Annotated in this window: 22 protein-coding genes and 1 pseudogene; 17 read left to right on the top strand and 6 right to left on the bottom strand. The window is 69.4% G+C overall.

Going from position 1 to position 26,036, the window contains the following annotated elements; all coding sequences use genetic code 11:
• Positions 1-242: 242 nt before the first annotated feature.
• The gene (locus QFZ74_RS30125) at positions 243-566 is read right to left on the bottom strand and encodes a hypothetical protein (protein WP_307624357.1); all 324 of its coding nucleotides are present in this window, start codon (positions 564-566) and stop codon (positions 243-245) included.
• Positions 567-1,012: 446 nt separating this feature from the next.
• Between QFZ74_RS30125 and QFZ74_RS30120 the strand changes: the two genes are divergently transcribed.
• Together QFZ74_RS30120 and QFZ74_RS30115 are read left to right on the top strand one after the other, a co-directional pair.
• Positions 1,013-1,753: a class I SAM-dependent methyltransferase gene (locus tag QFZ74_RS30120; RefSeq protein ID WP_307624356.1), complete on the top strand. Its 741-nt coding sequence runs from the start codon at positions 1,013-1,015 to the stop codon at positions 1,751-1,753.
• Positions 1,754-1,807: 54 nt separating this feature from the next.
• Positions 1,808-2,710 carry an aminoglycoside phosphotransferase family protein gene (locus tag QFZ74_RS30115; RefSeq protein ID WP_307624355.1) on the top strand — a complete coding sequence of 301 codons (903 nt, stop codon included), beginning with the start codon at positions 1,808-1,810 and terminating at the stop codon, positions 2,708-2,710.
• A gap of 218 nt (positions 2,711-2,928) precedes the next feature.
• Here QFZ74_RS30115 and QFZ74_RS30110 read toward each other — a convergent pair whose 3' ends face one another.
• A complete protein-coding gene (locus QFZ74_RS30110; protein ID WP_307624354.1) occupies positions 2,929-3,759 on the bottom strand; it encodes a M55 family metallopeptidase in 831 nt (276 codons plus the stop codon).
• Positions 3,760-4,106: 347 nt separating this feature from the next.
• Between QFZ74_RS30110 and QFZ74_RS30105 the strand changes: the two genes are divergently transcribed.
• Both QFZ74_RS30105 and QFZ74_RS30100 read left to right on the top strand, forming a co-directional pair.
• Complete coding sequence (locus QFZ74_RS30105) at positions 4,107-4,244, top strand: hypothetical protein (RefSeq protein ID WP_307624353.1); 138 nt, start codon at positions 4,107-4,109, stop codon at positions 4,242-4,244.
• Between the two features lie 83 nt (positions 4,245-4,327).
• Positions 4,328-5,233, top strand: coding sequence for a replication-relaxation family protein (locus tag QFZ74_RS30100; RefSeq protein ID WP_307624352.1), 906 nt, complete (start codon positions 4,328-4,330; stop codon positions 5,231-5,233).
• 201 nt (positions 5,234-5,434) lie between these two features.
• Here QFZ74_RS30100 and QFZ74_RS30095 read toward each other — a convergent pair whose 3' ends face one another.
• Positions 5,435-6,412, bottom strand: a complete 978-nt coding sequence (locus QFZ74_RS30095; RefSeq protein WP_307624351.1) for a hypothetical protein — start codon at positions 6,410-6,412, stop codon at positions 5,435-5,437.
• A 213-nt stretch (positions 6,413-6,625) separates the two neighbouring features.
• On the opposite strand from QFZ74_RS30095, the gene QFZ74_RS30090 reads away from it, so the two are divergent.
• The 3 genes from QFZ74_RS30090 to QFZ74_RS30080 all read left to right on the top strand — a co-directional run bounded on the left by QFZ74_RS30090 (position 6,626) and on the right by QFZ74_RS30080 (position 8,741).
• Positions 6,626-6,898, top strand: a complete 273-nt coding sequence (locus tag QFZ74_RS30090) for a hypothetical protein (RefSeq protein WP_307624350.1) — start codon at positions 6,626-6,628, stop codon at positions 6,896-6,898.
• A 129-nt stretch (positions 6,899-7,027) separates the two neighbouring features.
• Complete coding sequence (locus QFZ74_RS30085) at positions 7,028-7,213, top strand: hypothetical protein (RefSeq protein WP_307624349.1); 186 nt, start codon at positions 7,028-7,030, stop codon at positions 7,211-7,213.
• Between the two features lie 1,072 nt (positions 7,214-8,285).
• Positions 8,286-8,741, top strand: a complete 456-nt coding sequence (locus QFZ74_RS30080; protein ID WP_307624348.1) for a bacteriocin immunity protein — start codon at positions 8,286-8,288, stop codon at positions 8,739-8,741.
• Positions 8,742-8,754: 13 nt separating this feature from the next.
• Here QFZ74_RS30080 and istB read toward each other — a convergent pair whose 3' ends face one another.
• The 3 genes and pseudogenes from istB to QFZ74_RS30065 all read right to left on the bottom strand — a co-directional run bounded on the left by istB (position 8,755) and on the right by QFZ74_RS30065 (position 13,000).
• On the bottom strand, positions 8,755-9,552 hold the full coding sequence (istB, locus tag QFZ74_RS30075) for an IS21-like element helper ATPase IstB (RefSeq protein WP_307624347.1): 798 nt from the start codon (positions 9,550-9,552) through the stop codon (positions 8,755-8,757).
• 12 nt (positions 9,553-9,564) lie between these two features.
• A pseudogene (istA, locus tag QFZ74_RS30070) lies at positions 9,565-11,211 on the bottom strand (IS21 family transposase).
• 361 nt (positions 11,212-11,572) lie between these two features.
• Complete coding sequence (locus tag QFZ74_RS30065) at positions 11,573-13,000, bottom strand: hypothetical protein (RefSeq protein WP_307624346.1); 1,428 nt, start codon at positions 12,998-13,000, stop codon at positions 11,573-11,575.
• A 695-nt stretch (positions 13,001-13,695) separates the two neighbouring features.
• Between QFZ74_RS30065 and QFZ74_RS30060 the strand changes: the two genes are divergently transcribed.
• From QFZ74_RS30060 to QFZ74_RS30015, 10 genes are all read left to right on the top strand, one after another.
• Positions 13,696-14,628: a conjugal transfer protein gene (locus tag QFZ74_RS30060; RefSeq protein ID WP_307624345.1), complete on the top strand. Its 933-nt coding sequence runs from the start codon at positions 13,696-13,698 to the stop codon at positions 14,626-14,628.
• On the top strand, positions 14,625-14,966 hold the full coding sequence (locus QFZ74_RS30055) for a hypothetical protein (protein ID WP_307624344.1): 342 nt from the start codon (positions 14,625-14,627) through the stop codon (positions 14,964-14,966). Before QFZ74_RS30060 ends, QFZ74_RS30055 begins: the two co-directional genes overlap by 4 nt.
• Positions 14,963-15,538 (top strand): hypothetical protein, encoded by a 576-nt coding sequence (locus QFZ74_RS30050; RefSeq protein WP_307624343.1) that lies wholly within the window; start codon positions 14,963-14,965, stop codon positions 15,536-15,538. The genes QFZ74_RS30055 and QFZ74_RS30050 overlap by 4 nt, the downstream gene beginning before the upstream one ends.
• Positions 15,535-18,225 carry an ATP-binding protein gene (locus tag QFZ74_RS30045; RefSeq protein WP_307624342.1) on the top strand — a complete coding sequence of 897 codons (2,691 nt, stop codon included), beginning with the start codon at positions 15,535-15,537 and terminating at the stop codon, positions 18,223-18,225. The genes QFZ74_RS30050 and QFZ74_RS30045 overlap by 4 nt, the downstream gene beginning before the upstream one ends.
• Before the next feature lie 56 nt (positions 18,226-18,281).
• Positions 18,282-18,578 carry a hypothetical protein gene (locus QFZ74_RS30040; protein WP_307624341.1) on the top strand — a complete coding sequence of 99 codons (297 nt, stop codon included), beginning with the start codon at positions 18,282-18,284 and terminating at the stop codon, positions 18,576-18,578.
• A gap of 1 nt (position 18,579) precedes the next feature.
• Positions 18,580-21,300, top strand: coding sequence for a hypothetical protein (locus tag QFZ74_RS30035; protein ID WP_307624340.1), 2,721 nt, complete (start codon positions 18,580-18,582; stop codon positions 21,298-21,300).
• Between the two features lie 38 nt (positions 21,301-21,338).
• The gene (locus QFZ74_RS30030; protein ID WP_307624339.1) at positions 21,339-22,448 is read left to right on the top strand and encodes a C40 family peptidase; all 1,110 of its coding nucleotides are present in this window, start codon (positions 21,339-21,341) and stop codon (positions 22,446-22,448) included.
• Complete coding sequence (locus QFZ74_RS30025; protein WP_307624338.1) at positions 22,445-23,107, top strand: hypothetical protein; 663 nt, start codon at positions 22,445-22,447, stop codon at positions 23,105-23,107. Before QFZ74_RS30030 ends, QFZ74_RS30025 begins: the two co-directional genes overlap by 4 nt.
• The gene (locus QFZ74_RS30020; protein ID WP_307624337.1) at positions 23,083-25,704 is read left to right on the top strand and encodes an ATP/GTP-binding protein; all 2,622 of its coding nucleotides are present in this window, start codon (positions 23,083-23,085) and stop codon (positions 25,702-25,704) included. The genes QFZ74_RS30025 and QFZ74_RS30020 overlap by 25 nt, the downstream gene beginning before the upstream one ends.
• A partial coding sequence (locus tag QFZ74_RS30015) for a replication-relaxation family protein (protein WP_307624336.1) occupies positions 25,701-26,036 on the top strand: 336 nt, incomplete at its 3' end. The genes QFZ74_RS30020 and QFZ74_RS30015, both read left to right, overlap by 4 nt.

The raw sequence follows: 26,036 nt of genomic DNA, 5'->3' as shown, positions 1-26,036 counted from the left end.
GCGGGGCACAACGGAGAGGAGCCGAGTTGGATGGGAAATTTGAGCTGTTATGGCGTAGCGCCGCGGTAGCTTCGTGCTTTATCGCCGCCGCCGCGTATCGACTTTCTAGGCGAGCGAACCGCAAGCAGCATCAGATCACCCGTTTCGCCGTTGTTCGCGACTTGCACGCGGTCCTGATTAGTGAATCCGCCAGAGAAGCGCGGAGTCAGCTTAGGTCTCTCCACTGGCAGAACAGGGGCATCTCAAATGAAGGGGTAGAGCGGAGCGAGGTGATGTCGGCCTACCTCTCCATGCTCTGGGCTTTCGAGCATGTGGAAATCGGCCGCGAACTCCTGTTGAAGGATAGTGACAACAAGCCAGACGACGCGGTAAAGCACCTGGATCGAATGATCACTGGCCACGTCTGTGAGTACATCTGCACATTCCATGCAATCAGGGGGAAGCTGAGGGAATCGAAACCGGATGCCCCTGTCTTCGACGGCGCATACACCAAGGCGTTCGAAAATCTGCGTCACGCCCTCTATGAAACAGCCGATGAAGCCACGAGGGTGAAGCTGGAAAGTCACGCAAATGACTCTAGCTGCCGGTGTGTGTGCCACAACGTGCCTGCCGCCCCTCCGGATCCTCCACTTTTTGGCACGGCTACGTGAGTCGAGATAACTGAGTCGGTGGGAGCGTGACTTGAGCGCTCGATCCGGCAAGCTGCGGGTTACCGCTCGCCGAAGCTGCTGTCGAAGCCCTGAAGCATCGGGTCGAGTTCGGCCGTTATCTCGCTTCCTTTGCCTGTTATTGACCCATCTGACGAAGGCATCGTCCTCGCAGGCCAGGTCCGCAGCCGAGGAGTCCCAGAAAGCAACAGGGGCGTGGGCAGCGATGGGCGGTGACCGGCAACGACTGCGAGCGTGAGTAGCTGGGGTGCAGGAAATCGCAGTGAGTTGGATGGAGGGCGGTCAGACGGCGGACGGTGTGTGGGGACCTGTCCGGCGGATCATGTGACTACTAGGCTGCGACGATGCAGTCCGCGGATCGGAACCCAGCGAACGACTACGACAGCTTCGCCGAGATGTTCTCCGCGGAGAACGAGAACAGCCTCGTGAACGCGTACTACGAGCGGCCGGCGATGCTGGCCCTCGCCGGGGACGTTACCGGCCGTCGGATCCTTGACGCCGGCTGCGGCTCGGGCCCGCTGGCCGCCGTGCTGCGCGACCGCGGCGCCGCCGTCACCGGCATCGACGCCAGCGCCGGGATGCTGGCACTGGCGAGGCGGCGGCTCGGCGACGACGTGGCCCTGCACGTGGTCGACCTATGCGATCCTCTGCCGTTCGATGACGGTGTGTTCGACGACGTGGTCGCGTCACTGGTCCTGCACTACCTGGAGGACTGGGGGCCGACGCTGGCCGAGTTCCGGCGGGTACTCCGGCCCGGCGGCCGCCTGATCGCGTCGGTGAGCCATCCCTTCGCGGCCTACGCGCACCGGGATCCCCGGCCCGACTACCACGCGACCACCAGCTACACCTTTGACTGGACACTCAACGGACAGTCCGTCCCGATGGAGTTCTGGCGCAGGCCATTGCACGCGATGACCGACGCCTTCACCACCGCTGGCTTCCGACTTTCCGTCATCAGCGAGCCGCAACCCGACCCGGGCGCCCGTGAGCTGTTCCCGGACAGCTTCCAGGGCCTCTCGACCCGTCCCAACTTCCTGTTCTTCGTCGTCGAGGTACCGCTGTCGGCCACCGGCTCAGGCAGCTAGCCAGTCGCGGATCACGAGTGAAGCCAGCATCCTGCCCCAGTAGTGTGGCTTCGCATGACCGACTCCGAGATCCAGATCACCGCAGACCTGGTCCGCGACCTGCTGCAGGAGCAACATCCAGACCTTGCAGGGCTGGCCATCCGCGAGGTGGCGGGCGGCTGGGGCAACCAAATGTGGCGCCTCGGGGACGAGTTGGCCGTGCGCATGCAGCGCATGGACCCCACCCCGGAGCGCCAGCTCAAGGAGCGGCGGTGGCTACCCGTGCTAGCCCCGCGCCTGCCGCTCCCGGTGCCGACCCCGGTGCGGTTCGGCGAACCGTCCGAGCGCTTCCCCAAGCACTGGACCATCATGACGTGGGTTCCCGGCGAGCCGCTGGACCACGGCTCGATCAGCCGCGGCGCCCACGCGGCCGACACACTGGCGGGCTTCCTCAGGGCGCTCCACGTGGAGGCGCCCGCCGAGGCGCCGATCAGCTCGGACTTCGGCGCTCACCCCAAGAAGTGCACGGACGGCTTCGACCACTTCTTCCACGCTGTCGTCCCCGACGACCTCGCCGACGATGTCCGGGCCGTCTGGGACGACGCCGTCGCGGCGCCCGAGTGGGAGGGCCCGCCGCTGTGGGTGCACGGCGATCTTCATCCCGCGAACGTCGTCGTCTCGGACGGGACGCTCTCGGGCATCGTCGACTTCGGTGCCATGTTCGCCGGCGATCCAGCGTGGGACCTCGCCGCCGCATGGGTACTCCTTCCCGCAGGCTGCGCCTCGCGGTTCTTCAACGTGTACGCGCAGGCGGACGAGGGGACGATCCGGCGCGCCCGCGGGCTGGCCGCTCTGAAGAGCTTGTTCCTCATGCTGATGGGCCAGAACGGAGACCGGGGCCTTCCTGGCGGCAAGCCGACATGGGGACCCGCAGGCAGGGCAGCGCTCGATCGTGTTCTGAGAGACGGTTTGATGTAGCGGCCAGCGCGAGGACACCCACCGGTAACTGCGGACCGTCGTATAGGCCAGTCCCACATCTTCGGCGAACATCCGGAGGGCCTCGCTGACCGTGAACAGGTCATCTTTCCCGGACGGATTCGCGCCCCTGTACGAGCGCATCGGCTCGATCTCCACGGCCGCGTCCCCAAGCCGCCACTGGACGCTGCTCATGCGCTCAGCTGTCGTTTTGAGGCGGCTCAGCAGTACGGTGGCTGATTGGTCAGGGAAGCCGCTACTCGCATCCACACCCCGAACAACCGATAGAGGCTAGGCAGATGTCCCTGCGCCTTGACGGTCCGCGTGTCCTCTGAAGTGACCCCGGGAATTCCCAGGAGGGTTGAGGCGACTGACGCCGACTGCCAGCGGACCGTGAGGGTGGACGGATCGGAAGGTACCGCTGAAGTCGTCCTCTGCGTGGAAAGGCTGGTGGCGACCGCCTCCTCAATGGCCGCGTGTGCCTCCTCAGCTGGGCGCAGATCTGCCGCGAATCGATCCCGCGCACGCTTCACGGCCACGGTAGTAACAGAGGCATCCCATTCCGTCATCTCCCCGCAGGCACAATCGTCACCGGTAAGGACCGCTACTGGAACACCGATGGCCGCCGCGGTGGCGTGGGCCAAGCCGATCTCGCCCACCGGCCGGTCGTCCAGCCACATGTCTTCGATCTCGTGACCCATAAAGCTATGGCTCAGCACTCCGAGCGCGCCGGCCCGGGAGTGATACCCGACGCAGACCATGGCCTCATGCTCGGGCAAGAGGCCTTCGAGCATGCCCATGTGCTTGGGCTTGCCGCGGATGAGGCGGGCTGCCGGGTGCAGGGCCTCCGGAAGGATGTTGCGCATCGGACCATGAGCGTCGTTGACGGTGATGTCAGTGGCGCCGGCAGCGACGGCGCCCCGGACGGCTGCGTTAACGTCCTCCGCCATCATCGACCGTCCACGCTCGTAGTCCCGGCCGCCGGGCTGGACATCGTCGGCGTCGACGAGCCCAGTGACGCCTTCCATGTCCACGCTGATGTAGATCCGCATTGTGCAGACTCCTTAATCTTGATCACTTAGGGGACGTCTGCCACTCCTCCTGAGGTTCCTTCACCAGCCCGTCATCATCTGATTTCCGCCTGGACCGACTCGGCGGGTTCAAGACCGCAACCTGGACGGAAGCGCCAGTCACCTTGTCATGCAAGGTTCAGGCACAGGCACTAAGGCGCAGCGCAGGCACTGTGGTCGAGGCGATGGACGCCGACCACGGGTCAGACGACGAGGCTGTTTCACATTCGTGACCTTGGTCGAGACCTCGTGGTCGGTGGTCTGGTCGGGGCTCCCGGGTTTCCTCAGCAGCAACCGAAGGTTCTGACAGAGACCGCGGAAGGACCCCCATGAGCAGCACCTGGACGTGCGGCGCTTGCAGCGTCCCCAACGTCGACCGTGCGTCGTGCGAGGCGGGCGGCACGAGCAGCCCGATCGATGCCCACCTAGGCAACGCCCTCGGACTGCCGCGCCTGGGCATCGCGTGAACGGCGCGTCGACAGCCCAGTGTTCTCGTACGCAGAAGGTTCTCAGCATCCAGGCCGCAGGCCTGCGTCCGTATGGAATTCGCATGACCATCCCCGCTGCGGCCGCTGATCTGGCCCCCAGCCCGGCCGAACCCCTGCGCCACCAAGTGCTTGCCGCACTCGCCCAGCACCGCATCGCCACCACCAGCCAGCTGCGCCAGATGCTGCGCCCGGAGGGGACACGGCAACTGCTGTCCCGCTTGCTGAACAAGCTGCGTGCCGACGGCTTCGCCGACTTCGCCGTGCTGCCCGATGCACGCCGGTCACGGACGAACGTCTGGTACCTCACGAAGGAGGGAGCGCGCCTGACACGGGACCTTCCGGTCCTACGGGGTCGGCCGCCCTACCCCATCACCTCGACGACGGCGGCCTCGATGAAGACGCCACACACGCTCACCGCCGTACGTACCCATCTGGCCTTCGCCGCGGACGCCCGTCGCCTCGGTCACGAGCACGGCCCGTGGGACTGGACTCCGGAGGTGTCCCACTTCATCGGCGACGGCGAGCGCCTGGTGGCCGACGCCGTCATGCACTACACGGTCGTGGAGGGTGCAACCCGCCGCAAGCTGCGTGCGTTCGTCGAAGTCGATCGCAGCACCATGAGCAGCGAACGCCTGGCCGTGAAGCTGATCGAATACGCCCGCTTCTTCCAGCACGAGGCGCAGCCTGTAGGCCGGCGAAGGCAAGCCGTCGCCGGGCCTACGTGGCTGCGCTGGTATCCGATCTTTCCCCGCGTGCTCTTCGTTCTCACCGGTGCCACCCGCGCCAGGCTGGAACATCGGATCAGCGATCTGCAGGCGATGGTCGCTCAACACCACCTCGTTACGGCCTTCGCCAACGAAGTCCCCCTCGGAGCTGCAGTACTGGAGGACATCGAACATGACGGCCCGGCACAGGCCGTGTGGGCGCCTTTGACCGGCGGCAAGCCTCGCCCCTGGACCGCGCTTTGATGCATGCCGAAGGCGACTCTGGTCATCCCTCGCTTCTGGTGTCGCCGGATTGGGAAGAGCACAGGACACGTCGGCGGAACGGTCACTGTGACTGACCGTTCCCCGGGCGAGTGGGGCACCTGAGCAAGCGGTGCAGCCTATCGCCCACCTGCTACCAGGCCACCGAGCTCGCCCGTCCAAAGGTCCAGAACCAGGCACTCGTCATGCCTCGTCTGCCCAGATGGCCTTCACGCCATCCGGTTGGATGTGCACGGTCTGGGACATCTCGCGATATCCCCAGGAGCGGTCGGTGGGGGTGATCACCCAGGCTTTGGCCTGGAAGGCCGTGGCCGGCAGCTTGGTCACGGTGCATGCCGCAAGGGGACTGATCACCGTCTCGCCAGGCGGGACCTTAATGTCCACTCCGGCTCCCCAGGAGCCCGGGCAGCCGTACGCCACACCGGCCCGGACATAGGAGAGCTTGGCCTTGACGGCCACTGGCGTCTTCCCGCGGTTGGAGATCTGCACGGCGAAGACGAGCTTGGTGCCCTCGACGCGCGTACACGGACTCCACGTCAGCCCGTTGACGTACCGAAGACGACCACACCGACTGTTCCCGCCTAGGCCGGCGGCAGAGAGCGACGCGCCAGGGGGCGCAGCGACTGGGGGTACCGAGTCGGCCGCAGCCGATCCGGGCGGAGCGATATAGCGCGCGCCGAGCCCGAGTCCTGCCATGGCCGCTATCCCGGCGAGGAACATCAGCACCGGTTTGCGGCGATCAGCGAACCAGCGGGCTGTGACCACTACCGGACGCTCGGTTTGCTCGTCCGTCTGCTCGGACTCGGAGCCTTCGCTGGTCGAAGGGGAGGGGCGGTCCGGCTCGGGTGCCGCGGCGCTGTCCGCAGCCGGCTGCGAGGGCCGCGCGGGGGCGAGCTCGACCTCCAGGGGTTTCCAGCGCGTGTCCCATTCATCGACTGCGCTGGCGATCTTCTCCTCATCTGCCTTCGTGTAAGCCAGGCAGGCCCGTACGTAGGCCATGACCACAGCGCGAGAAGGGGCAGTGTGTCCTCTCGCCGCAGTCGAAAAGGTGGTGTCCGAGTAAGGGCTGCCGACCTTCGCCGACAGGGTTGCCAACTGACGGTAGGTCGGGCGCCCGCACTCCTCGCGCAGCCTCCGCAGTTCGATGGCGAACGCCGCCAAGGGGCCGTCCGCGGGGTTGATCTTCCCCTCCTGTCGGCCCTGATCTGACCAATCAATCCCTCCTGGCTCTGGCTCTTGATGACCGGTCAATGACCGGACGTCAGAAGTGTGGCGGGTCATCAAGCGTGGGCAAAAGTGCGGTCACCGAGCCGCTCGGCCGCCTGACTGGGCGTCACGGGGACAAGCTCAGTTCACGACGAAAGGGACACCATCGTGAAGAAGTACGGACAGCGGATGGCCCGGGTGACCGCCCCGGTGATCGGCGCACTCGCTCTTCTCGCCACCGGCGCAGTTACCGCCCCGCTGGAGGCACAGGCCGCTCCTCTGGGACGGGTATGCATGTTCGAGGCGCCCGGCGGAGCCTACGGACTGGGGCATGCCGCCTTCGCCATCAAGGTCCGCGGGGAGGCCAACCACTGGATCTACGGCTCCTTCGGCAGCACCAACGACGCGCCGAAGGCCGGCTGGATCAAGGGCGGCACGTGAGAGAAGGCCCGCAGCCACTTCATCTCGGTACGCGACAAGGACCACTACAACGCGCGCTACTACACCCGCTACCGGTGTGTTTACACCCGGGACGGCGACGTCAAGCGAGCCCAATCCTGGTACACCACGGTGAAGAACAGGGGCTACAGCGCCAGCACCAACAACTGCCTCCACATGTCCATGGCCGTCTTCAAGGGCTACAGCGAGATCCTCCGCAAAGACACCCGCCTGAAGAGCGCCACACGCTGGACCCCGAACGACTACTACAAGGAGGTCCTTCCGGCTGCTCACTGGGAGGTGTCCCACTCGATGTAATCACCGCCCCGGTCACGCTGGGCTCGGTGGTGGCCACCACCGAGCCCAGCGCGCGTCCCCAGTTCTGTCCCTGACAGGCGCACTCCTAGCCCGGCCCGGCGCGAGCACCGGCCGCTCCTCTGCCCTCGAGGATGCCTTCGCAGCCGAGTTGAGCGCCCGCGCCGAGACAGAAGTTGTGCCAGAACCCAACCTCGTGGACAGAGCCAGGCTGCCGACCAGCGCGCGGACATCGTCCTGGCCTCCTTGCGCGAGCGGGGCGATGTCCGCGGGCTCGCCGCTTCCCTCGCCCACGAGCACGGCGGCAGTTCCGACGTATGGTCCCGGGCGGTGAAAGCGGCACGGCCCCGGCTCACCGAAGCCACCTCCTGAGCACGCCGCCATCCGAGGGGCGCCCCGCGCCCCCGGCGGCGGTGCACTCGATGATCCGTGCGACCTGGTCGGCGAGTTGGAGCATCAGCCGTTCACGGGCGATGAGACCGGCGGAGACCGAGCGGGTGTCTTGGGTCTGGAGCAGGTCCGACGCGTCCCACAGCAGCGTGTGGCCGACCTCGGCCGAACGGCGCAGTTCGTAGCGGTCGCTGCCGGCGGCGGCCCGGACGAGCGAGGTGTGCAGGGCGGCGAGGCGTTGCAGGTAGCGGCAGGAAGCATCAACTTCGACGCTGCGGACGGCTCGCGAGCCCGGGCGTCCAGCCGGTCGGGCAGGTGCTCAGCGAGTAGAGGGGGAAGCAGCATCGCCGGCAACGCGACGCCGACGGCGACACCGCGGCCCATAGCGAACAGTCCGGCGACCAGGCTGACGAGCGCGACGGCAGCAGTGGCGCATCGCAGGGATCCGAGGAAGGTGTCCAGAGCGATGCGCTGGGCAGGTCGCCGGGTCAGCCAGCGCAGCGCCAAGCGCTGTATGCGGGTCGCGGCCGGGGTGAGTATGGCTTCGTAGGTGAGAACGGAGAGCGAATGTTGATGGGGCCTGGCATCGCTTCTTGATCGAGATGTCCAGAAATGTTGATGAGAAGTGGCAGCACCGCAGAGGGCTCGGCTCTGGCGTGTCGGCACCGATGGCCATAATTCGGCTGTGAACCTGAGACCGGAGTTGACGCCCCCGCCTGTGAGTCGGCAGCGGCTGGATGAGTTGTGCGCCGAGGTGGAGCGGATCGCTGACCTGCTGGATGCCCGCCCGGAGGCGGCGGGCGAGGCGATCACGGCCTTCAACGCGACGACCGGTCACGACTACGACGCTCTCGCCTTCGCGGAGTACGACGGCGGCAGGAGTCTGGAGGAGTTCGCGAGGGAGGCGGCCCGGCCGGCTCGCCCCGTGGTCGCGGACATCACCCGGGACGAGCTCGTCGAGATCGTTCGCAGGCTCCTGATGGCCGACCCGGAGAGCGACTACTATCTGCGGCTCCTGGAGGCGAACGTGTCGCATCCCCGGGTGAGCGACCTGGTCTTCCACCCTTCGGACGACCTCAAGGATGCGTCTGCGGAGCAGATCGTCGACGAGGCTCTGAAGTACCGGCCGATCGCGCTGTGAGCTGTGTGGGAGGTCAGCCAGCCGCGGCCTGCTGTTCGGCGCGGGCACGGGTGGTGGCGAGGCGGTAGGAGTCGGTTCCGGTCTCGATGATGTTGCCGCCGAAGGTGAGTCGGTCGACGATGGCAGCACAGAGACGCGGGTCGGTGAAGGTCTTCGTCCAGCCGGAGAACGACTCGTTTGAGGCGATGGCCACGCTGTTCTTTTCCTCCCGCTCGGTCAGAACCTGGAAGAGGAGTTCGGCGCCTCGGCGGTCGAGTTCCATGTAGCCAAGCTCATCAATGCAGAGCAGGTCAACGCGGCCGTAGCGGGCGATGGTCTTGGTCAGCTGCTTCTCGTCGGCGGCCTCGACGAGCTCGTTGACCAGCTTGGTCGCGAGAACGTACTTGACTCGGTAGCCAGCCATTGCGGCCTCGGTGCCGAGGGCGATCAGAAGGTGGGACTTGCCGGTGCCGGAGTCGCCGATGAGGCAGAGCGGCAGGCTCTTCTTGATCCATTCGCACTTGGCGAGGGTATGGATCATGGCCGCGTCGATGTTCGAGTTGGCGTCGAAGTCGAACTTGCGGAGGGACTTGTCGAGGGGGAAACCGGCGGCCTTGATGCGGCGTTCGGAGCGGCGGCGGCCCCGGTCGTCGCACTCGGCGAGGAGGAGTTCGGAGAGGAAGCCGAGGTAGGACATCTGTTCGCGTTCGGCAGTCGCGGCGAGTTCAGGAAACTGGGACCGGATGGTGGGCAGTCGCAGCATCCTGCATGCCTGGTCGACCGCCGCGGTGGCGGCTTGCTCGGTCAGTCCTCGCTGGCGGGGGAAGGTCACAGTTGTTCTCCTTCAGAGGGTGGGGCGGTCCGGCCGGCTCAGTCGCAGCAGTTGGTCGTAGTGGGCGACCGAGGGAAGCGGCCGCTTGTCGGGTGGCAGGTGAGCCAGGCGGCGTGAGGCCAGGGACGTGACATTCGAGGGGCCAGCCGAGGGCCGCGCGGATTCCTCTTGGGTCTGGCTGTCCTCCTCCGCGGCCTTGCGGGCTTCAAGCGCGACGGCGTCCGCTGTCAGCGCGCCCGTCTTCAGGGCCGCTGCGAGGCCGGTGACCAGGTGTTCGTGGGGCAGGTGACGGCCGAGAAGAAGGACCTCGATCAGCGCGCGGGTGCCGTCGCGTTCGCCGTGGGCCTTGACGGCCGCCGCCCACCAGGCGTCATGGACCGGGGTGAACCTGCCCGCGAGCCTGATCGAGTGCGGTCGCTCCCGGCAGGGCGCCGGGCTTGCGCACGAGTGCCTCCAGGTAGTGGTCCAGGTTGAGGCGGCAGCCACCTTTGGCGATCAGACGTTCATGCCGTGCGACTTCCTCGCGGCCGTCATGGACAACCAGCTCGGAGGCGTGCAGCATCGCGCGTTCCGGCCGATCAGCCTGACCGGCACCGAGTAGCGGTTGGTGCGGACGCTGATCTGGCTGTAGCGGTCGACCCGCAGCGTGAAGAGCCGGCCTGTCTCGAACGGCTCGTCCGGCAGCGGTGCCAGCAGCGGCCGCTCGGCTGCGAAGTACTCGCCGACCGTGCGGGGCCGGGACCGGATCCGCCGGGCATCATCCGCTTCGTCCCACCGCTCGATCATCGCGTTGAGCTCGGCGAGGGTGTCGACTTCGGGGACGGGGACGAGGTGGTTTCGGCGGAACCAGCCGATCTGCCCCTCGACCCCGCCCTTCTCGTGGGCGCCGCGGATTCCTGGCTGGCAATACAGAGCTTGCAGGCCGTAGTGCGAGCGGAACGCGGTCCACCGCTCGGCCTCCACCCGCTGCCGGGAGAAGCCCAGCACCTGAGCGACGGCGGCCCTAAGGTTGTCGTAGCGGACCTTCGAGGTCGGCACTCCGCCCAGCACATTGAGAGCGTGGACGTGGCCCTCGAAGAACGCTTCCTGCCCGGCCGACGCGAAGATCCGGTGCACTGCCTTGCCCGAGCAGGACAGGCGGAACGCGAACAGGTAGCAGGTCACCAGCTCGCCGGCCAACCGCACCGTCACATCCCCGAAGTCGACCTCCGCCTCGGCACCGGGCCTGTGGGTCTGCGGGACGAACGCCTCCACCACCCCTCGCCCGGCCTCGATCCGGACCTCTTCACGGCGCGTAGCCACATAGCCGCGGACCATCTGGTACGAGATTTCGTCCGCGTCGTGCTCGTCCAGCAGCCGCTCGAAGATCCGCTTCACCGTGTGCCGCTGCTTGCGCGGCGCATCCAGGTCCGCCCTCAGCATCTCGTCGATCAACGGCTTGAATGGATCCAGTCGCGTCGCCCTCGGCGGCAGCGGCTTCCGCGGTTCCGGCCACGCCGACGACAAAGCCTTCTGCACCGTCAGGAACCCGACGCCGTACTTCCGCTGGAGAGCACGGTTCGAGAGACCCTGACGAGAGTCACGGCGGATCGCCGCGTACAGATCGACCTTGGACTTCGGCAGCACCCCGGGCCCCCTCGTCGTGCAAAGCACAACCATGGTCCCGAAGCAAGCATCCAGGTGCTCTCAAAACTCGGCGACATCACTCTCACGGGGAAACGGGTGCTCTCGCCCCCGACCAACAGGCGCTCTCGCTACTGACGTACAAAGCCAGTGAGTACCCCGATCTGATGAGGAACCTGGGGCAGCGTGCCGACACCGGGCACTGTCCAGGGCGAGCCAGCCCCACGGGGTGCGTTCGTGCACGAGCACGGGCTCGCACGCGGCGGAGCAGGTGTCGTCGCGGACGTGGCCGGTCCGCAGGGCGCGGGAGCGTTCCGCCTCCCATCGCCCGGGTCATGGGTGAAGGGGCGCCGGGGGTACGCGGCCGCGGTCGGCTGTGGTGTGTGGGCTGTGTCCGTCATGGGCTTCCTTCGAGTTGGTAGGTGAAGGCGGAGATGCAGGTTGCGCAGCGGCCGTCGCCGTCGGGGTGGGCGCGGCGGGGAGTCGGGCCCGAGCAGGTGCGGCACGGTGGCCATCCCAGGCAGGTCGGGCAGAGGTCTTCGCCGGGCGCGGTTCCGGGTCGGCCGCAGCCGGCGCATTCGACGAGGGCCCGGTAGGTCAGGGCCTCGCTCACCGTGCGGGCGGCGGCGTACGGGCTGGAGGACGGTTCGGTCGTCGACGTTGCGAAGGGTTCGTCCGGTGCGGGCGCGTGGTGGTCTGCCACGGTGGCGGGCGGCGGGTAGACTTGGGCGGCTCGGAGGCGGGCGGCGATGATCGCGCCGACGGTGGTGCGTACCGGGTTGGGCAGGGGCCGGTCGGTGATGACGTGGCGCAGTTGTTCGGGGCTCCAGCCGGCGTCCATCATCACGGTCGCGACGCGGCCTTGATCGGTCAGCGCCGGTCCGGTCAGCAGAAGTTCGGGACGGGTTGCGCCGATGTCGAGGAGCAGCCGGATGCCGGGATGCATCTCACCCGCTGAGGGTGCGGCTGGTGGGGCCGTCCGTCGGTGCGTCCGCGCGGCCGTGCGGCGGTCGCACGGAGGGAGGGGTCTGGTGTTCTGCTTGTTGGTCTTCTTTCTGTTGGTGTTCTTAGTGGCGGGGTCAGCCAACGTTGGGTCAGCCAATCCTGGAAAACCCGACTTTGGTTGTGACCTGGGGCTTTGCAGCGCGGGGAGGTCGGTGATGACGTACAGGGCCTGGCCGAGGGTGCCGTCGGGGTTGCGGTCGCGGTCGCGGTGCAGGAATCCGTGGTTGTCCAGCTCCTCCAGCCCGGTGGTCACCGCGTCGGCGTTCTCGCGGCCGTGGCGGGCCAAGCTGGCGACGGTGACCTTCCAGCCGTCGCGGTGGGTGCTGATGTAGCCGAAGATCCCCTTGGCCTTGAAAGAGATCCGGCCGTCGCGGAAGAGTCCGTTGGCGATCTGCGTGAACTGGTCTCCCGCCATCACCCCTCGGCGGATCCCGCTTCCGTAGGCGGCCTCGCCGCGGGGCTGTGAGACGGCTGCCGGTGCCGCGGCGTTGGGCACGACATCCGTGGCGGCAGGGTGGTCGGTGATGGAGTAGACGACCTCGCCGAGGGTGCCGTTCGGGCGGCGCAGGCGGTCGCGGACCAGATAGCCGTACTTCTCCAGTTCCTTCAGTCCAGCACGCACGGCATCGCGTCCGTCGGGCCCGAGGGCGACCAGGGCGGCGATGGTTACCCGCCAGCCGTCGCGGTGGGTGCTGATGTAGCCGAAGATCCCCTTGGCCTTGAAAGAGATCCGGCGGTCGCGGAAGAATCCATTGACGATCTGTATGAACTGATCTCCCACCATCGCCCCTCGGCGGATCCCGCTCCCGTAGCCGCTCATCGCGTCCGGTCCATGGAAGACGGCGCGTGACAGCTGTGGAGGCTCACCGGCCACTCCGAGGTGGAGTGGGCGGGTGACCCGGCTGCGGGAGCGTGCGTGTGGTTCATGCCGTCGGCTCACCCGCCGGCCCCGACCAGGCTGACGGCCACCGGCCCCGACCAACGATCACGATCCGGCAACGTGCCCGTCTAGCTGCCGTGGTCGGGGGCCGACCACGGGTGCGCATCGGCCCCTGCTCGGGCTGTGCAGCCGGTTGCGCAGCTGTCCCAGCCCTGGAGTGTGCACGGTCTGCGCGACGGGGGTGAGGGGCGTGCGTAGTCGGCTCGGGGTCGGCGTGTGCGCAACCGGTGGTGCGGCGTGGCCGTGTCCGGTTGCGCAGTGCGGGTGCCGTGTTGCGACGCCGTCTGGCTCCGGCAGCCGGTGCCGCTGACTGCGTAACGGTTCCTGGAGCACGTCGGCTGTGATCCGTTGCCCCCCCTTCCTTCGGCGCCGCTCATCGCCCTGGGGCCGGTCGGGAGGAGCCGTGGTCGGGCCTGCCGGTCCGTGGTCGGGCCTGTGGTCGGGCCGACCATGACCCCGACCACGCTCTTGTGTCCCCATCGTGACCGTGGTCGGGGTCTCGTGGTCGGTGGTCGGGTCGGGGCCGGGGGGTTTTCTCAGGGTCTCAACAGCCGTTATGACCTGGGAGTTTGAACATGCCTCCTGGCAAGCAGTCCTCGCAGAGCGAGGCCTCCGCTCCGATGGCGGCGGGCGTCGCGCTGGAAGCGATGCGACGCCGCGTACGCGTTTCGCAGCTGGCGGTCCTGACCGCTATCGCGGCCGGCCCAATCGCCCTGGGCATCGCCATCACATCCACCCCCGCGGCCGTCGAGGCGGCCACCCCGGCGAAGCCCGCCGCCGTGCGCACCGTGGCGTCGGTCGCCGACCCGTCCGGCTATGCGCAGCTGTTCGTCAGCGCGTGGCTGCGCAGCAGTGCCGACGACGCCACGAGTGCGCAGTCCCGTCTTGCGCAGTCGATGGCGCCGGACGTCGAACTGCCTGACCCGGTCTCTGATGCGCAGTCGAGGCCGGAGTCGGTGGCGGCGGTGCGCCGTGCGCAGCGCGGCGAGGGGGCGTGGTCGGTGACGGTGGCTGCGCAGTACGCCGACGGCCGGGTGCGGTACTTCGCCGTGCCGGTGGCCTCCGACCGCGAGGGCGCCTCGTTCGCGGTGACGGGTGCGCCCGGCGTGGTGGCCGGCCCGGCACGGGCCGAGGTGCCGGCGTCGTCGTACGGGGTGACGGTCCCGGACGGTGACCTGTCGTCCGCCGTCGGGGAGTTCCTCGGCGCGTACTTGACCGGTGCCGGGGAGGTGGACCGCTACCTCGCGCCCGGCGTGAGACTGGCGGCTGTCTCGCCCGCCCCGTACGCGACGGTCACGGTGCGGCAGGTCTCCGCCGTCGAAGAGGCGGCGGCTGCCGGGCACGTGCCGGCCGACGGTACCGAGGTGCATCTCCTCGCTCAGGTGGAAGCGCAGAACTCGAGCGGGCGGTGGCCGCTGGCGTACGAACTCGTCTTCAAGGCCCGCTCGGGCCGGTGGGAAGTCGCCGCGCTGGAGTCCGGCACTGCCCAGGTCGGGGGTGACCGGTGAATACGGTGCACAGCCTGATGCTCGCCGGGCAGCTGAACGACCTTGGCAACGCGTGGATCGACATGTTCAAGGAGTGGGCGACCAAGGGCCTGCAGGCCGGTCTGGTCGTGCTCGTGGTCGTCATCATGATCCAGAAGTTCAGCCTCAAGGCCGGGATCGGCGCGCTGCTCTTGATGGTGATCGCGTTGGGCCTGTACAACTCGCGGAACGACCTGGCGAGCATGTTCGAGGACGAGGTGAAGCACCCGTCCAAGGGTGCGCCCGCCGTCCCCGGCATCGTGGACAGCTCCGATCCTCGCGTGCGTGAGAACTCCGCCAGCGTCGGGGGCTGGTTGTGAGCGCGGCCGGCGCAGTGCGGGTGGGGCGCTTCTACACCTCCGCCCGCCGCCATCCGTGGGTGCTGGGCAAGGTCGCGGACTGGAAGATCCCTCTCGGGCCGTACACGCCGGCGCAGATCGCGGTCGCCGTCGGCGGCGGCTTCCTTCTGGTCAAGACGATCCCGTGGTGGTCGTGGATGGGCCCGGTCCCGATCGCATCCTGGCTCTTGGCGATCTGGGCAGTGCGCCGGCCGAAGATCCGGGGGCGTGCCCCGATGCAGGCGGCTCTGGGCTGGCTGCTGCTCGGCTGGCAGCCGCGCGGGGGGCGGATCGGTGGCCGCGCCGCCCGGGACTGCGCTTCCCGACCGCTGCTCGGCGGCTTCACTGTCGAGGACGCGTTCGCCGCCGCTCACGTGGCTCCGCCACGGGGTGCGCCGCGCCGGCCGACCGACCGGACACCCCGTCGGATCCCGCGCCGCCTACGGTCGTCCGCGCGCCGTCGCACGGCGCCGGCGGGTCCCGCGGTGCCGGTGCGACCGGTGTCGGGTGTGCAGCAGCTGCTCGCGCTCGCCGAGCAGGGGGGTGCGCGGTGAGGGTTCCGATCCGTCACATCGCCGGGAACCTGGTCTGGTCGACGCACGGAAGCGTGTGGGGCGTCTACCGACTGCACCCGGGCCCGGACGCGCAGGGGCGTGCTGAGGAGACTGTCCAGGGCACGTACGTGCCGGCGGCGGTCCGTGACGAGCAGCTCGCCAAGATCACTCACCTGATCCGTTCCCTGTCGGGGGCACCGCGCCTGTTCGGGCTGTGTGCCCAGGTCGATCCGGGCGAGATCGCCCTGCGCATGATCGAGGGCATCGAGCCGACCGAGACGGGCCCGGGCGGGGGCCCGCATCCGTGGGTGGAGAACGTCGAAGCCACCCTGGATCTGCTGGACGGCCAGGAGATGCACCGGCGCACCCTGTGGCTGGCCGTGCCGCTGCAGACCGAGACCGCCGGCCTGAAGGTGTCGGCATCGCTGGGCGCAGCGTGGGCGGAGCTGTCGCCGATGCTGGGCATGCGGCCGACCCCCGTGGCGCGGCGCAAGGTGACGGCCTACCGCGAGCAGGCCTCCCGGGTGGAGGCCGCGCTCGCCGGCGGCCTCGCCTTCCGGCCGGCCCGTCCGGCGGAGATCGTGTGGATGATCCAGCACGCCCTGCACCGTGGGCTGCCGGAGCCGCTGCTGGCGGAAGCCGAGGCCAGTGACCTGTTCGGCGGGCAGATCCGTGAGGGCGTGCTGCGCTCCCCCAGCTACGCCGATCTGGGGCAAGTGCGCCTCCAGGAGGGCGGCATCGACCCCGAGCTCGACGACGTCGACGAGCTCAAGGGCGCCGGGCAGATCACGCGTTCGGGACGCAGGACCTGGTGGAGGTTGAACACCGCCTCCCCCTTGCGGCGTCGCTGGCTGCAGGTCGAGTCCGACACCGGCGTGGGCTACCAGGCGCAGCTGGCGCTGGCCGAGTGTCCGCCTGCGGTCAGCCAGGACGCTGCCGACCTGTTCGCCCAGCTGGAGACGCTCGACTTCCCCGTCGACTACACCGTCGACCTCACGCTGGTGCCGGCGGAGAAGGCGCGGGACCAGGTGCGGCGCAAGAAGAACGAGCTGATCGACCAGGCCGACCAGTACGACGCACGGCCCACCGGCATGCCGGCCTCGCTGACCGACGCCGCCCGCGATCTGGGCGAACTGGATGCCCGGCTGTCCCGCACCAGCGTGGAAGTCGAGGTGCAGTCCGTCACCGTGCTGACCGTGTGGGGGCCGACCGCCGCCGTCTGCGACGCGCGGGCTCGCGCCCTGGCCGCGCTGCTCGGCGGCGCCGACTACCGGGCCGTGCGCCCGGCCGGCCTGCAGGAAGCCCTGTTCTCCCTCGGGCTGCCGGGCACGGTGCGGCCCGGAGTGGTGCGGGAGTTCACCCAGCATCAGATCTCCGAGGACTGGGCCCTGTCCGGCGCCTTCACCGTGGGTGAGGTCGGCGACCCGAACGGGATGTTCCTCGGCATCGACCTGGACTGCGGCACCAGCCGCCCCGTGATGATCAACGTGGCGGATGCGCCCAAGGTCGACGCTTCCGCGTCCATGGGCATCGTCGGGGATCTGGGCGCGGGCAAGAGCGTCCTGCAGAAGCTGATCGCCGAGGCGGTGTGGGCGCGCGGCGGCTGCGCGATCTGTATCGACCGCACCCCCGTGCGCGAGTGGGCCACCTTCGCCCGCGCGGCGGCGAAGGGCCGCGTCCAGATCATCGATGCCGCCCGGGCCGAGGTGTCCATCGACCCGCTCCGGATGTTCGACGGCCCCGAGGGCCGCCACTACGCCCTGTCCTACCTCACTCTGCAGCTCGGCATCGGCCCGATGAGCACCAGCGGCGAGGTCCTGCATCACGCCGTCGAGCGGGCCGCCGCCAGCCAGACGCCGTCGATGCACCGGGTGCTGGAGGTCCTCGAGGAGATGGCGACGAGGGAGGTGGGCAAGCGGCAGGACGCGGCCGCCACCCTCGCCGGCCTCGTCCGCGTCGTCGCCACCAACTCCCTGGCCCGGATGGTTTTCGACCCCACGCTGCCGCCGGTGCAGCTGGATGCCTCCAGCGCCTCCGACATGATCGTGATCACGACAGCCGGTCTGAAGCTGCCGCCGAAGGCCGCGTTCGACAAGCCCGAGGTCCTGCACCAGCAGCCGCTGGAGGCGCTGATCGGGCGCGCCGTGCTCTACCTGATCGCCGCGATCGCCCGGCAGACCGCGTTCGAGGATCCCGAGCGGTTCACCGCCGTCGTCGCGGACGAGCTGTACTGGCTCACCTCGTCCGCCGAGGGCACCGCGCTGATCCACGAGATCCTTCACGACGGCCGCAAGCACGGCGCCGGTCTGCTCGCCGCCTCCCACGACGCCGAGGAGCTCGGACCTGACCGGGGCCTGATGGCCTACCGCGCGCTCGCCCGTACCGCCGATCGTGAACGCGCCCGCCGCGGTCTGGAGTTCGTCGGTCTCGACGCGAACGACCCGGAGCTCCTGCGGCTGGTGACCACCGGTCTGTCCCCGGTGGGGCAGCGCGGCCGCGAGGGCGAGTTCCTGCTGACCTGCCCGCGGCAGAACACCGGCCGCGTCAAGGCCGTCATCCCCCGCATCGAACGCATCGCCACGTCCATCACTACGACTCCAGGACGCCGGCTGGGCAGCGTCTCGCCTTCAGCTGAGGCGCTCGCCCCCGCGGCCGTGGGTGTCCGATCGAAAGAAGGCCTCCGGTGACCTCTGATTCCTGGGGCCGATCCCGGCGCTGGGGCGCGGCAGCAACTCTCCTGCCCGTGCTCGCTGTCGCGGCCGGCGTGCTCGTCTTGGCGATGGGGGCGGGCGTGCCTCAGACGTGGTGGCCGGGCACGGGGCAGGCCTTCGCCGCCGACGGCCGCGGCGCGCACCAGGAGCGGTGTGCCCGGATCGTGGGTCCGGCCAAGGAGTACTGCAAGCGCGGTGAAACGGCCTTCGCCTCCGCCGAGCATCACAGTTCCGCGGGCTCGGCCTGGAGGTTGGTGCCGGCCGGGGTCGGTCTGTCGGCTCTCGTGGTGTGGCGGCGCCGGAGCACTGCTGGGCGGAGGCGGCGCTGACGTGTTCCGTCCCGATCGTGGCACCGTGCGCTCGGCGGGCTTCGCCGCGCTGTTGGCAGGAGTGTTCGTCGTGGTGAACAGCCAGGTGGTGTACGCGGCGAGCAGCAGCGGCGAGACCGGTGATCTGCTCTCTCCGCTGAACATCACCTCCTCCGAGGGGGTGCCGATCGACGGCTACGAGCTGAGCTCTTCGGGTGGCTCGATCGTCGCCTTCAAGACGCAGGCCCTGTCCTTTGCTTTGTCTGGTCTGTTCACGTTCATCAGGCTGTTGGTCGGTCTGGCGGGCTGGGCCATCGAGCTGGCGTTCAGGTTTCCGCTGCTGAAGATCCTCATCCGTCCGGCGCAGAAGGTCGCCGACACCTACACCAGCGTGGTCGTCGACACGCTCGGGCTGAAGGGGCTGCTGCTGGCCTGGGCGTTCGTGTTCGCCGGTTTCATGATCGTGCGTGGTCGGGTCGGCCGCGGCCTGGGCGAAATCTTCCTGACCCTGCTGATCGGGGCGTTCGCCGCCTCCGCGTTCGTCCGACCCGACTACCTGCTCGCCCAGGACGGGCCCCTGGGCCAGGGGCAGCAGGTGGCCGCCGAGGTCGCTCAGCAGAGCGTCAACTCCTACGACTGGGGCGGCAAGATCGCCAGCAAGGGGCCGTGCGACGGCATGGCGGGCAACGCCGAACTCAAGTGCCTGGAACGGGAAGGTGAGGGACCCGTCTCTGCTGCCGAAGTGGCCCGCCCGATCCAGGACTCCCTCACCAACGCCCTGATCGTCAAGCCCTTCATGCTCCTGCAGTACGGCCGCATCCTCGACCCCGCCAAGCCTGCCGACCGCAAGGCCTACGCCGTCCACCTGAAATGGATCACCGGCGGCTACATGCCGACCTCGGCCTCGGCTCCCTCGGAGAAGGCGAAGGACACCTGCAGCAAGATCTACGGACCGGCCAAGCAGTACTGCCAGCGCGGCGTCGACGGGGACGCGCCGCCCACGCCGCCCAGCGCGGAAGGCCTTCCGTCGCTCGCCCCCGGGGGTGAGCTCCTCGACACGTCCAACGCGGTCGTCACCGACGAAGACCGCGCGTTCGAAGCGTTCCTCGACGACCTGAAGAAGGCCGGCCCGGTCGGCAAATCGTGCGCCGCCTACGCGGACAAGCCCACCTGGTGGCGGGTCGGCGGCGCCGGCCTGCTGCTCGTTGCCGCGCTGTTCATCTGCGGAATGCTCCTGTCCAGCGCCATCGTGCTGCTGGGCACCCAGGGCGTCTGCACAGGGGCCGCGGCCGCGGGCGGCGTCACCTTCGTCGCCGGCATGCTGCCCGGGCCCGCCCGCCAGTCGGTGTGGAAGTGGCTGTCGCTGTGGGGCATCGCCGTCCTTGCCATGGTCGGGGTCTGCGCATTCGTGCCGTTCTTCGGCATCGCTATCGACGCCACCATCACCAACGGGCCCGACCTGATGGTCGAGCGGATCCTGCTGATCGACGTGCTGGCCATCGCCGGAGCGGCCGGACACCGCAGGCTGCTGACCGGCATCACCTCCTTCGGCCACCGCATGGCCATGCGGATGCGCTACGCGAAGGTCGGCGGCACCCACATGCCGGGCGACACCTCCGAGCTCGGTGCCGCGCTCGCCATGAACTCCCCCGCAGCCATGGGCGGTTACAGCAGCGGGCTTCGCGCCTTCGGCGGCGGGGGCGGCCGGTTCGGGATGCTCGGCACCCGGCAGCGGCTGATGGGTGCGCTCTCCTCTCTCCTCGACGGCGCGGGCATGCCGGTGGACACGGGCGCGGTCTTCGCTGATGCCACGGCCGAGGCCGGGCGTGGCCTGGCCCCGCTCACCGCGGCCGCGGCCGTGGGCGGGCTGGGAGCACGGCTCGGCGCCAAGGGGGCGCACTGGCTGCTGATCGGCCGCCGTCCGGACAAGGAGCAGTTGGAGAAGTGGCGCAAGCCCACTGCCGACGGGGATCCGGGAACGGGCGGCCCGTGGGATGACGGAGACGGCGATCCCGCCGGCACCGGGCCTCGTCGCCCTGGCGGGCCGCCCGACCGGTACCGCAACGAGCAAGGGCAGATCGTCGACCGGGACTCCGGCCGGGTGCTGCATGACCAGAGCAGCGATCGGACGCTGTTGTCGACGCGCGCCCACAACCGGCTGGTCCGCTTCCGCGGATACCGCATCCTCCACCGGGGCGGCCGCACCGCGTACGGAGCGACGGCCGGCTTGCCGGCCAACGTCCGGCGTGCCCGGGCGGGAGGATCCCGCTACTCCCACGATGCCCGCCAGCAGGTACGGGTGTGGGGCAACACCATCCGCGAGGACGGCCGGGCCTGGACGGAGGCTGGACGTCATGCGTCCCGCGTCCTGCGGGAGGACACGGACGACAGCGGCGGGCCCGGCCCGTTCGCAGGCCGTCGCCTGCCGACCACGGCGGCCTCGGGCCCGCGTCCTACCAGCTCCTCCAGCTCGACGGGTGGGTCGAGCCGCTCCACCGGCGGTACGAGACCGGCTTCAGCACGGCCCGCCACCGCGCCGTCACCATCCCGAGCGCGGATCGAAGACGGTACGCCCCCCAGCCCGGCAAGTCCGGGGCCGCTTCTTCCCGGAGGCGGGCGCGCGAGCAGCCGTGACCAGGCGCGGGCCCGGTTCCAGGAGCTGATGCGCAGGACCGCCCGCGACGCGGAACGGCTGCACCGTGAGCGGGGACGTGAGCGTGGCGAGAGCGGTGAGGGTGAGTGAGGCCGGCCCGGCGCCGTAGGGCGCGGTGGGGGTGTGTGGTGCTGCTGCTGTTATTCGCCGCGGTGTGCTGTGCTGCCCCGGTAGGGAATGCGATCAGCGCGTACGTCGTGCTGAAGAGCGGTGCGCAGGGCGACGGTGGGATCGCCGAAGGCGGCACGGCTGCGGATATCCCGCCGCGCATGCTGAGCGCGTACCAGAAGGGCGTGCAGCAGGTCGGCCGGTACGCCCCCCGGTGCCGGGGCATGCGCTGGCCGATCCTCGCCGGGATCGCCAAGGTCGAGTCCAACCACGTCATCGGACGCAACATCGCCGACAACGGAGACATCCGCCCCAAGATCTACGGCGTCCTTCTCAACGGCTCCGGCCAGGGTGGCAACACCACCGCGCTCCCGGACAGCGACAACGGCCGCTGGGACGGCACCGCGAACGGTGAACGCGCGGTGGGCCCCTTCCAGTTCCTGCCCTCTACCTGGGAGCGCACTGGCAGGGACGCCAGTGGGGACAAGACGGCTGATCCGCACAACGCAGACGACGCCGCCCTCGGCGCCGCGATCTACCTGTGCGGCAACGGGCGTGACCTGGCGAAGCGTTCCCAGCTCACGGCCGCGATCCTGCAGTACAACCACTCCAGCGAGTACGTCTCCAACGTGCTCGGCTGGATCGACCAGTACACGGCGGCCTCCAAGGACCCGGACCTGAAGAACGTGTCCGGGAAGGCCCGCGGTGTGATCGAGGCGGCGCTCTCCCAACGCGGGGTGCCCTACTCCTGGGGCGGCGGCACTGCGAGCGGCAAGTCGTACGGGTCCTGCTGCTCCCCCAGCGGCAAGAGCGGTACGAGCATCAAGGGCTTCGACTGCTCCGGGCTGACCACATACGCCTTCGCCAAGGCCGGTGTCACGCTGCCGCGCACCGCGGCCGCGCAGGCCGGGGTGGGGCAGCGGATCCCCGCCAGCCTCGGAACGAGCGCCCTCAAAGCGGGTGACCTCGTCTTCTACGCCTACGCCCCTGGACGGGACGCGACGATCTACCACGTCGGGATCTACGTCGGCGGCGGCCAGATGATCAACGCTGCCCGGCCCGGCACGGTCGTACGCCTGGACGCGGTGGCTGCAATGTCCGGTTTCGCGGGAGGAGCCCGCCTGCTATGACCACATCCGTACCGCGCTCGCCGCGCCTGCTGTTTGTCACCGCCGTCGTCCTGGCCGTGACGGGGCTGTTCTTCCTGTGCGTGGCCCCCGGCGCAACGAGTCGTCCCTCCTCTCCGGCGTCCCCGACCGCCACTGCCCCGGCCCCAGCCACCGCCTCAGCACCTGCGGTTCGCTCGGGCCCGGCGGAGACCGGCACGCCCGCGCCTCTCTCCGCCGCCTCCTCCTCGCCGTCGGATCTGGCCGGCGCGTCGGCACTGCCGCCGCATGGGGAGGGCGTTGCCGGTGACCGGGAGATTCAGAGGACGCTCGAGGCGGCCTGGCCCTCAGACCTTCCCGCTGGCGACGAGCAGGAGTTGCTCGCCGCGGGCCGCGAGCTGCTGGCAGCGGATGCCACCGGGGTCGGCCGTGCGAGGTGGCCGGAGTTCTTCGGCGGCACCGATCAGACGGTGGCCCCGGCGTTCGCCTCTGCCCGGTTCCGCGTGCAGGCCGCCGTTGCCCGCCGGGACAGCGCTCCTGGCCGGGCGGTCGTGCACCTGGTGTGGGCGGGCACCGACCGAGGCGGCACCTACACCGACGGCCGCATCACCGACCTCTACTTCACCCACACGATCTCGGAAAAGGGAGGAGCTTCCACGTGGACGCCGCAGCCTCGTCCCTGACCAGCCGGGCCGATGAGCCGGCCTCCGCACAGGTACTCGACCTGCTCAAAGGTGTGTCCAGCACGGTCGACTGGCTCTACGGCCACTGGTATCTTCTCGCCCTGGTCATCGCCGTCTTCTGGGGCGCGAGCGAAGCCGTCGTACGGCATCTCGCGGCGCGCGCCTCGGCCGAACGCATGGCCCTCGAACTCGTTCCCAATCGGCACTTCGCCCCCGGACTGGAGGAAATCTTCCGCCGTGGCGTGCAGCTCGCCCGCGCCTCCACGGCGATGCCCTGGTGGGCGCCGCGGAGGGCGAAGAGCGTGCAGATCCGGTTGCGCGCGGACGGCTCCAGCCCCCTGCGCTACCGCATCGAAGGACCAGTCGGCGGGGAACGGCTCCTGACCATGACGCCGTTCGGGCCGAACGTCACCGTCAGCCAGGCACGGCCGATCGTCGACAAGCCGCGCGAACACACCGTCAGAGCCGAGTTCATTCTGCGCGGCAAACTCATCTCCCCGCTGCGGGAGGTCCCCCTCAATCCCGACCCGCTCCAGCCGCTCGTCGACGCCGTGTCCGACCTGCGCGCTGAACTCGGCGATCTCGCCGAGATCCGGCTCGACATCCAGCGCGCCCCCAAGTGGGAGTTGCGGGCACGCCGCCAGCAGCTGATGAGCACCGCACGCCGCAAAGAGCGGCGGGAAGCGCAGCGCTCCGCCCGCTGGCTGCGGCAGGACGCCAGCGGCATCGAGGACTCCCTGGGATGGCAGTTGCAGCAGCTGCTCAGTAACCAGCCCGGCCCGGCGGCCGGGAGGCGGCTGGTCATGCCGCCCGTGCCGCGCCGGGTGGATCCGGCGGAGGCCCTGGGCAAGCTCGCCGAGGACGACCACCTCGTGCGGGTGCAGCTCCTCGTGATGTGCGCATCGAACACCGAAGGCCGCGCCCAGGCCCGGCTCGCTCAGCTCCAGGCCGCGTTCGATGTATTCGGCGGCCGCTCCCGGTGGGCCATAAGAGGCTGGCGCCTGGGGCCGTGGCGGCTCGGCGCAGACCACTGGCCCTCGCGTAGTGGTTTCGAACGGCGCTGGACGCTGGGGCACTGTCAGCCTCCCCGTGCGAACTGGGTGCGGTTGGAGGAGCTGACCGGCCTGCTCAAGCCGCCCACCGTGTACTGCCGGCTACCGCTGCTTGCCGGTGACCTGCCGACGTTCGCCTTCGGCGACCCGGCGTTGCTGCTGCAGGGCATCTACCGCGGCCCGGACGGTCGGGAGCGCCTGGTCGCCACCCATTCCGAGGAGACGCTCTTCGAGGTCGGGGTGGGCAAGGCCGGCGGCGGCAAGACGGAGCGCGCCTTGGCGCAGGCGATCGGCTGGGCTCATGCCGGGGGCGGGCTGATGTTCGTCGACCCTCACCGCGACTCCTGGCCGCGGGCCACGACGTTCCTGGCGCACGAGACGCTCATGGAGCGGATCGCGCTGATCGACCTGAACGGTCTGGGTCCGTCGCCGCGGGTGAGTTCGTGGAATCCGATCGGCATGCACCAGGGCCAGCCCGCCCACGAGGTCGTCGAGGCGATCGCCGACGCCTACGCTTCGGCGCTCGGCTGGGACGACGCCACCGCACCGCGGGCGATCACCATCCTGACGGCCGCTTTGACGGTCCTGGTGGCGGTCAACGAGGCGGCCTGCCGGGCAGGCCGTCCCGAGGACCAGGCCACGATCTTCCATGTGCGGGCGCTCCTCACCGATGCCGCGTTCCGCAAGACAGCCCTCGCGGCAGTAGCGGAGCGGCTCGACGAGGAAACCCGGTCCTGGTGGCAGGTGGTGTTCCCCACCCTGCCGCCGGACGCGTTCGCCGTGGTGCTCAACCCGATCGCACGGCTGGCCGCCAACCCAGTGACTCGCGCGTTCCTCGGTCAGCCGATCGGGGTCTACAACATTCGCGCGGCGATGGACTCCCGGATGATCGTGTGGGTGTGCCCGGGCGGGAACGGCCCCACCGACCGGCTGCTGACCGCCCTGCTGGCCCGGGACCTGCTCCGAGCGGTGCGTTCCCGGCGCGACACCCCCGAGGACCAGCGTGTGCCGTTCCGGGCGTACTTCGACGAGCTGATCACGCTGACCGGCGCGGCCCCCGAGACCATCGCGAGCATGTTCGAGGACTTCCGCAAGTACCAGTGCCAGGTCCACGGGATGACGCAGTTGCTGGCGCGTCTGCCAGGCCCGGTGCGGCTGTCGCTGGTGCAGAACGCGTCCACGCTGGCCACCACCGCCGGGTCGCGGTCGGCGATCGCCCCGATCACCGCGGAGTGGGGTGAGGAACCCAGCCCTGACCAGGTGGCCACGATGGAGCGATTCGAGCACTACGTCTCCATGAACGTACGCGGGCGCCGCATCGGCCCGGTGCAGCTGCGCGGACCGTATCTCGACGCCGTCTTCTCCGGCCTGGCCCGCCCCAAGAAGGTCCCCGCGCTGGAACAGGCCGCCCACGCGAACGCCTGCGCACTCCCCCTCAGCCAACTCACCCAGCGTGCTGCCGAACAACTCGGCCGCGCCACCGCCTTCCTCGCCGAGCACAGCTCCACCGGTGCTGGCCCTGCCCTGTCGAAGGAGTACGAATGACCACCACCCGTTCCAAAGCCGGTGCGGCCGCGGGCTTCACGCCCAGCCCCACCGAGCCTCTCGCACATCAACTCCTGGCCACACTCGCGCAGCACCGCATGGCCTCCACCCATCAACTGCATGTCCTGCTCCGCCCCGACCGCTCCCGCCAGTCGGTCTCGGAACAGCTGAACAATCTGCTCGCCGAACGCCTGATCGCCTTCGTCGTGCTGCCTCAGTCGCATCGCAGCCGAGTCTGGTATCTCACCCCGAAGGGCGCCCGCCTGACCCGGGACTGGCCCACGCTGCGGGGCCGCCCGCCGTATCCGATCACCACGGCGACCGCCGCGTCA

The sequence above is a fragment of the Streptomyces sp. V3I7 genome (genome assembly GCF_030817495.1).
Lineage (GTDB): Bacteria > Actinomycetota > Actinomycetes > Streptomycetales > Streptomycetaceae > Streptomyces.
Note: the sequence above shows the minus strand (reverse complement) of the source record. Positions and strands in the feature narration are given on the sequence as shown.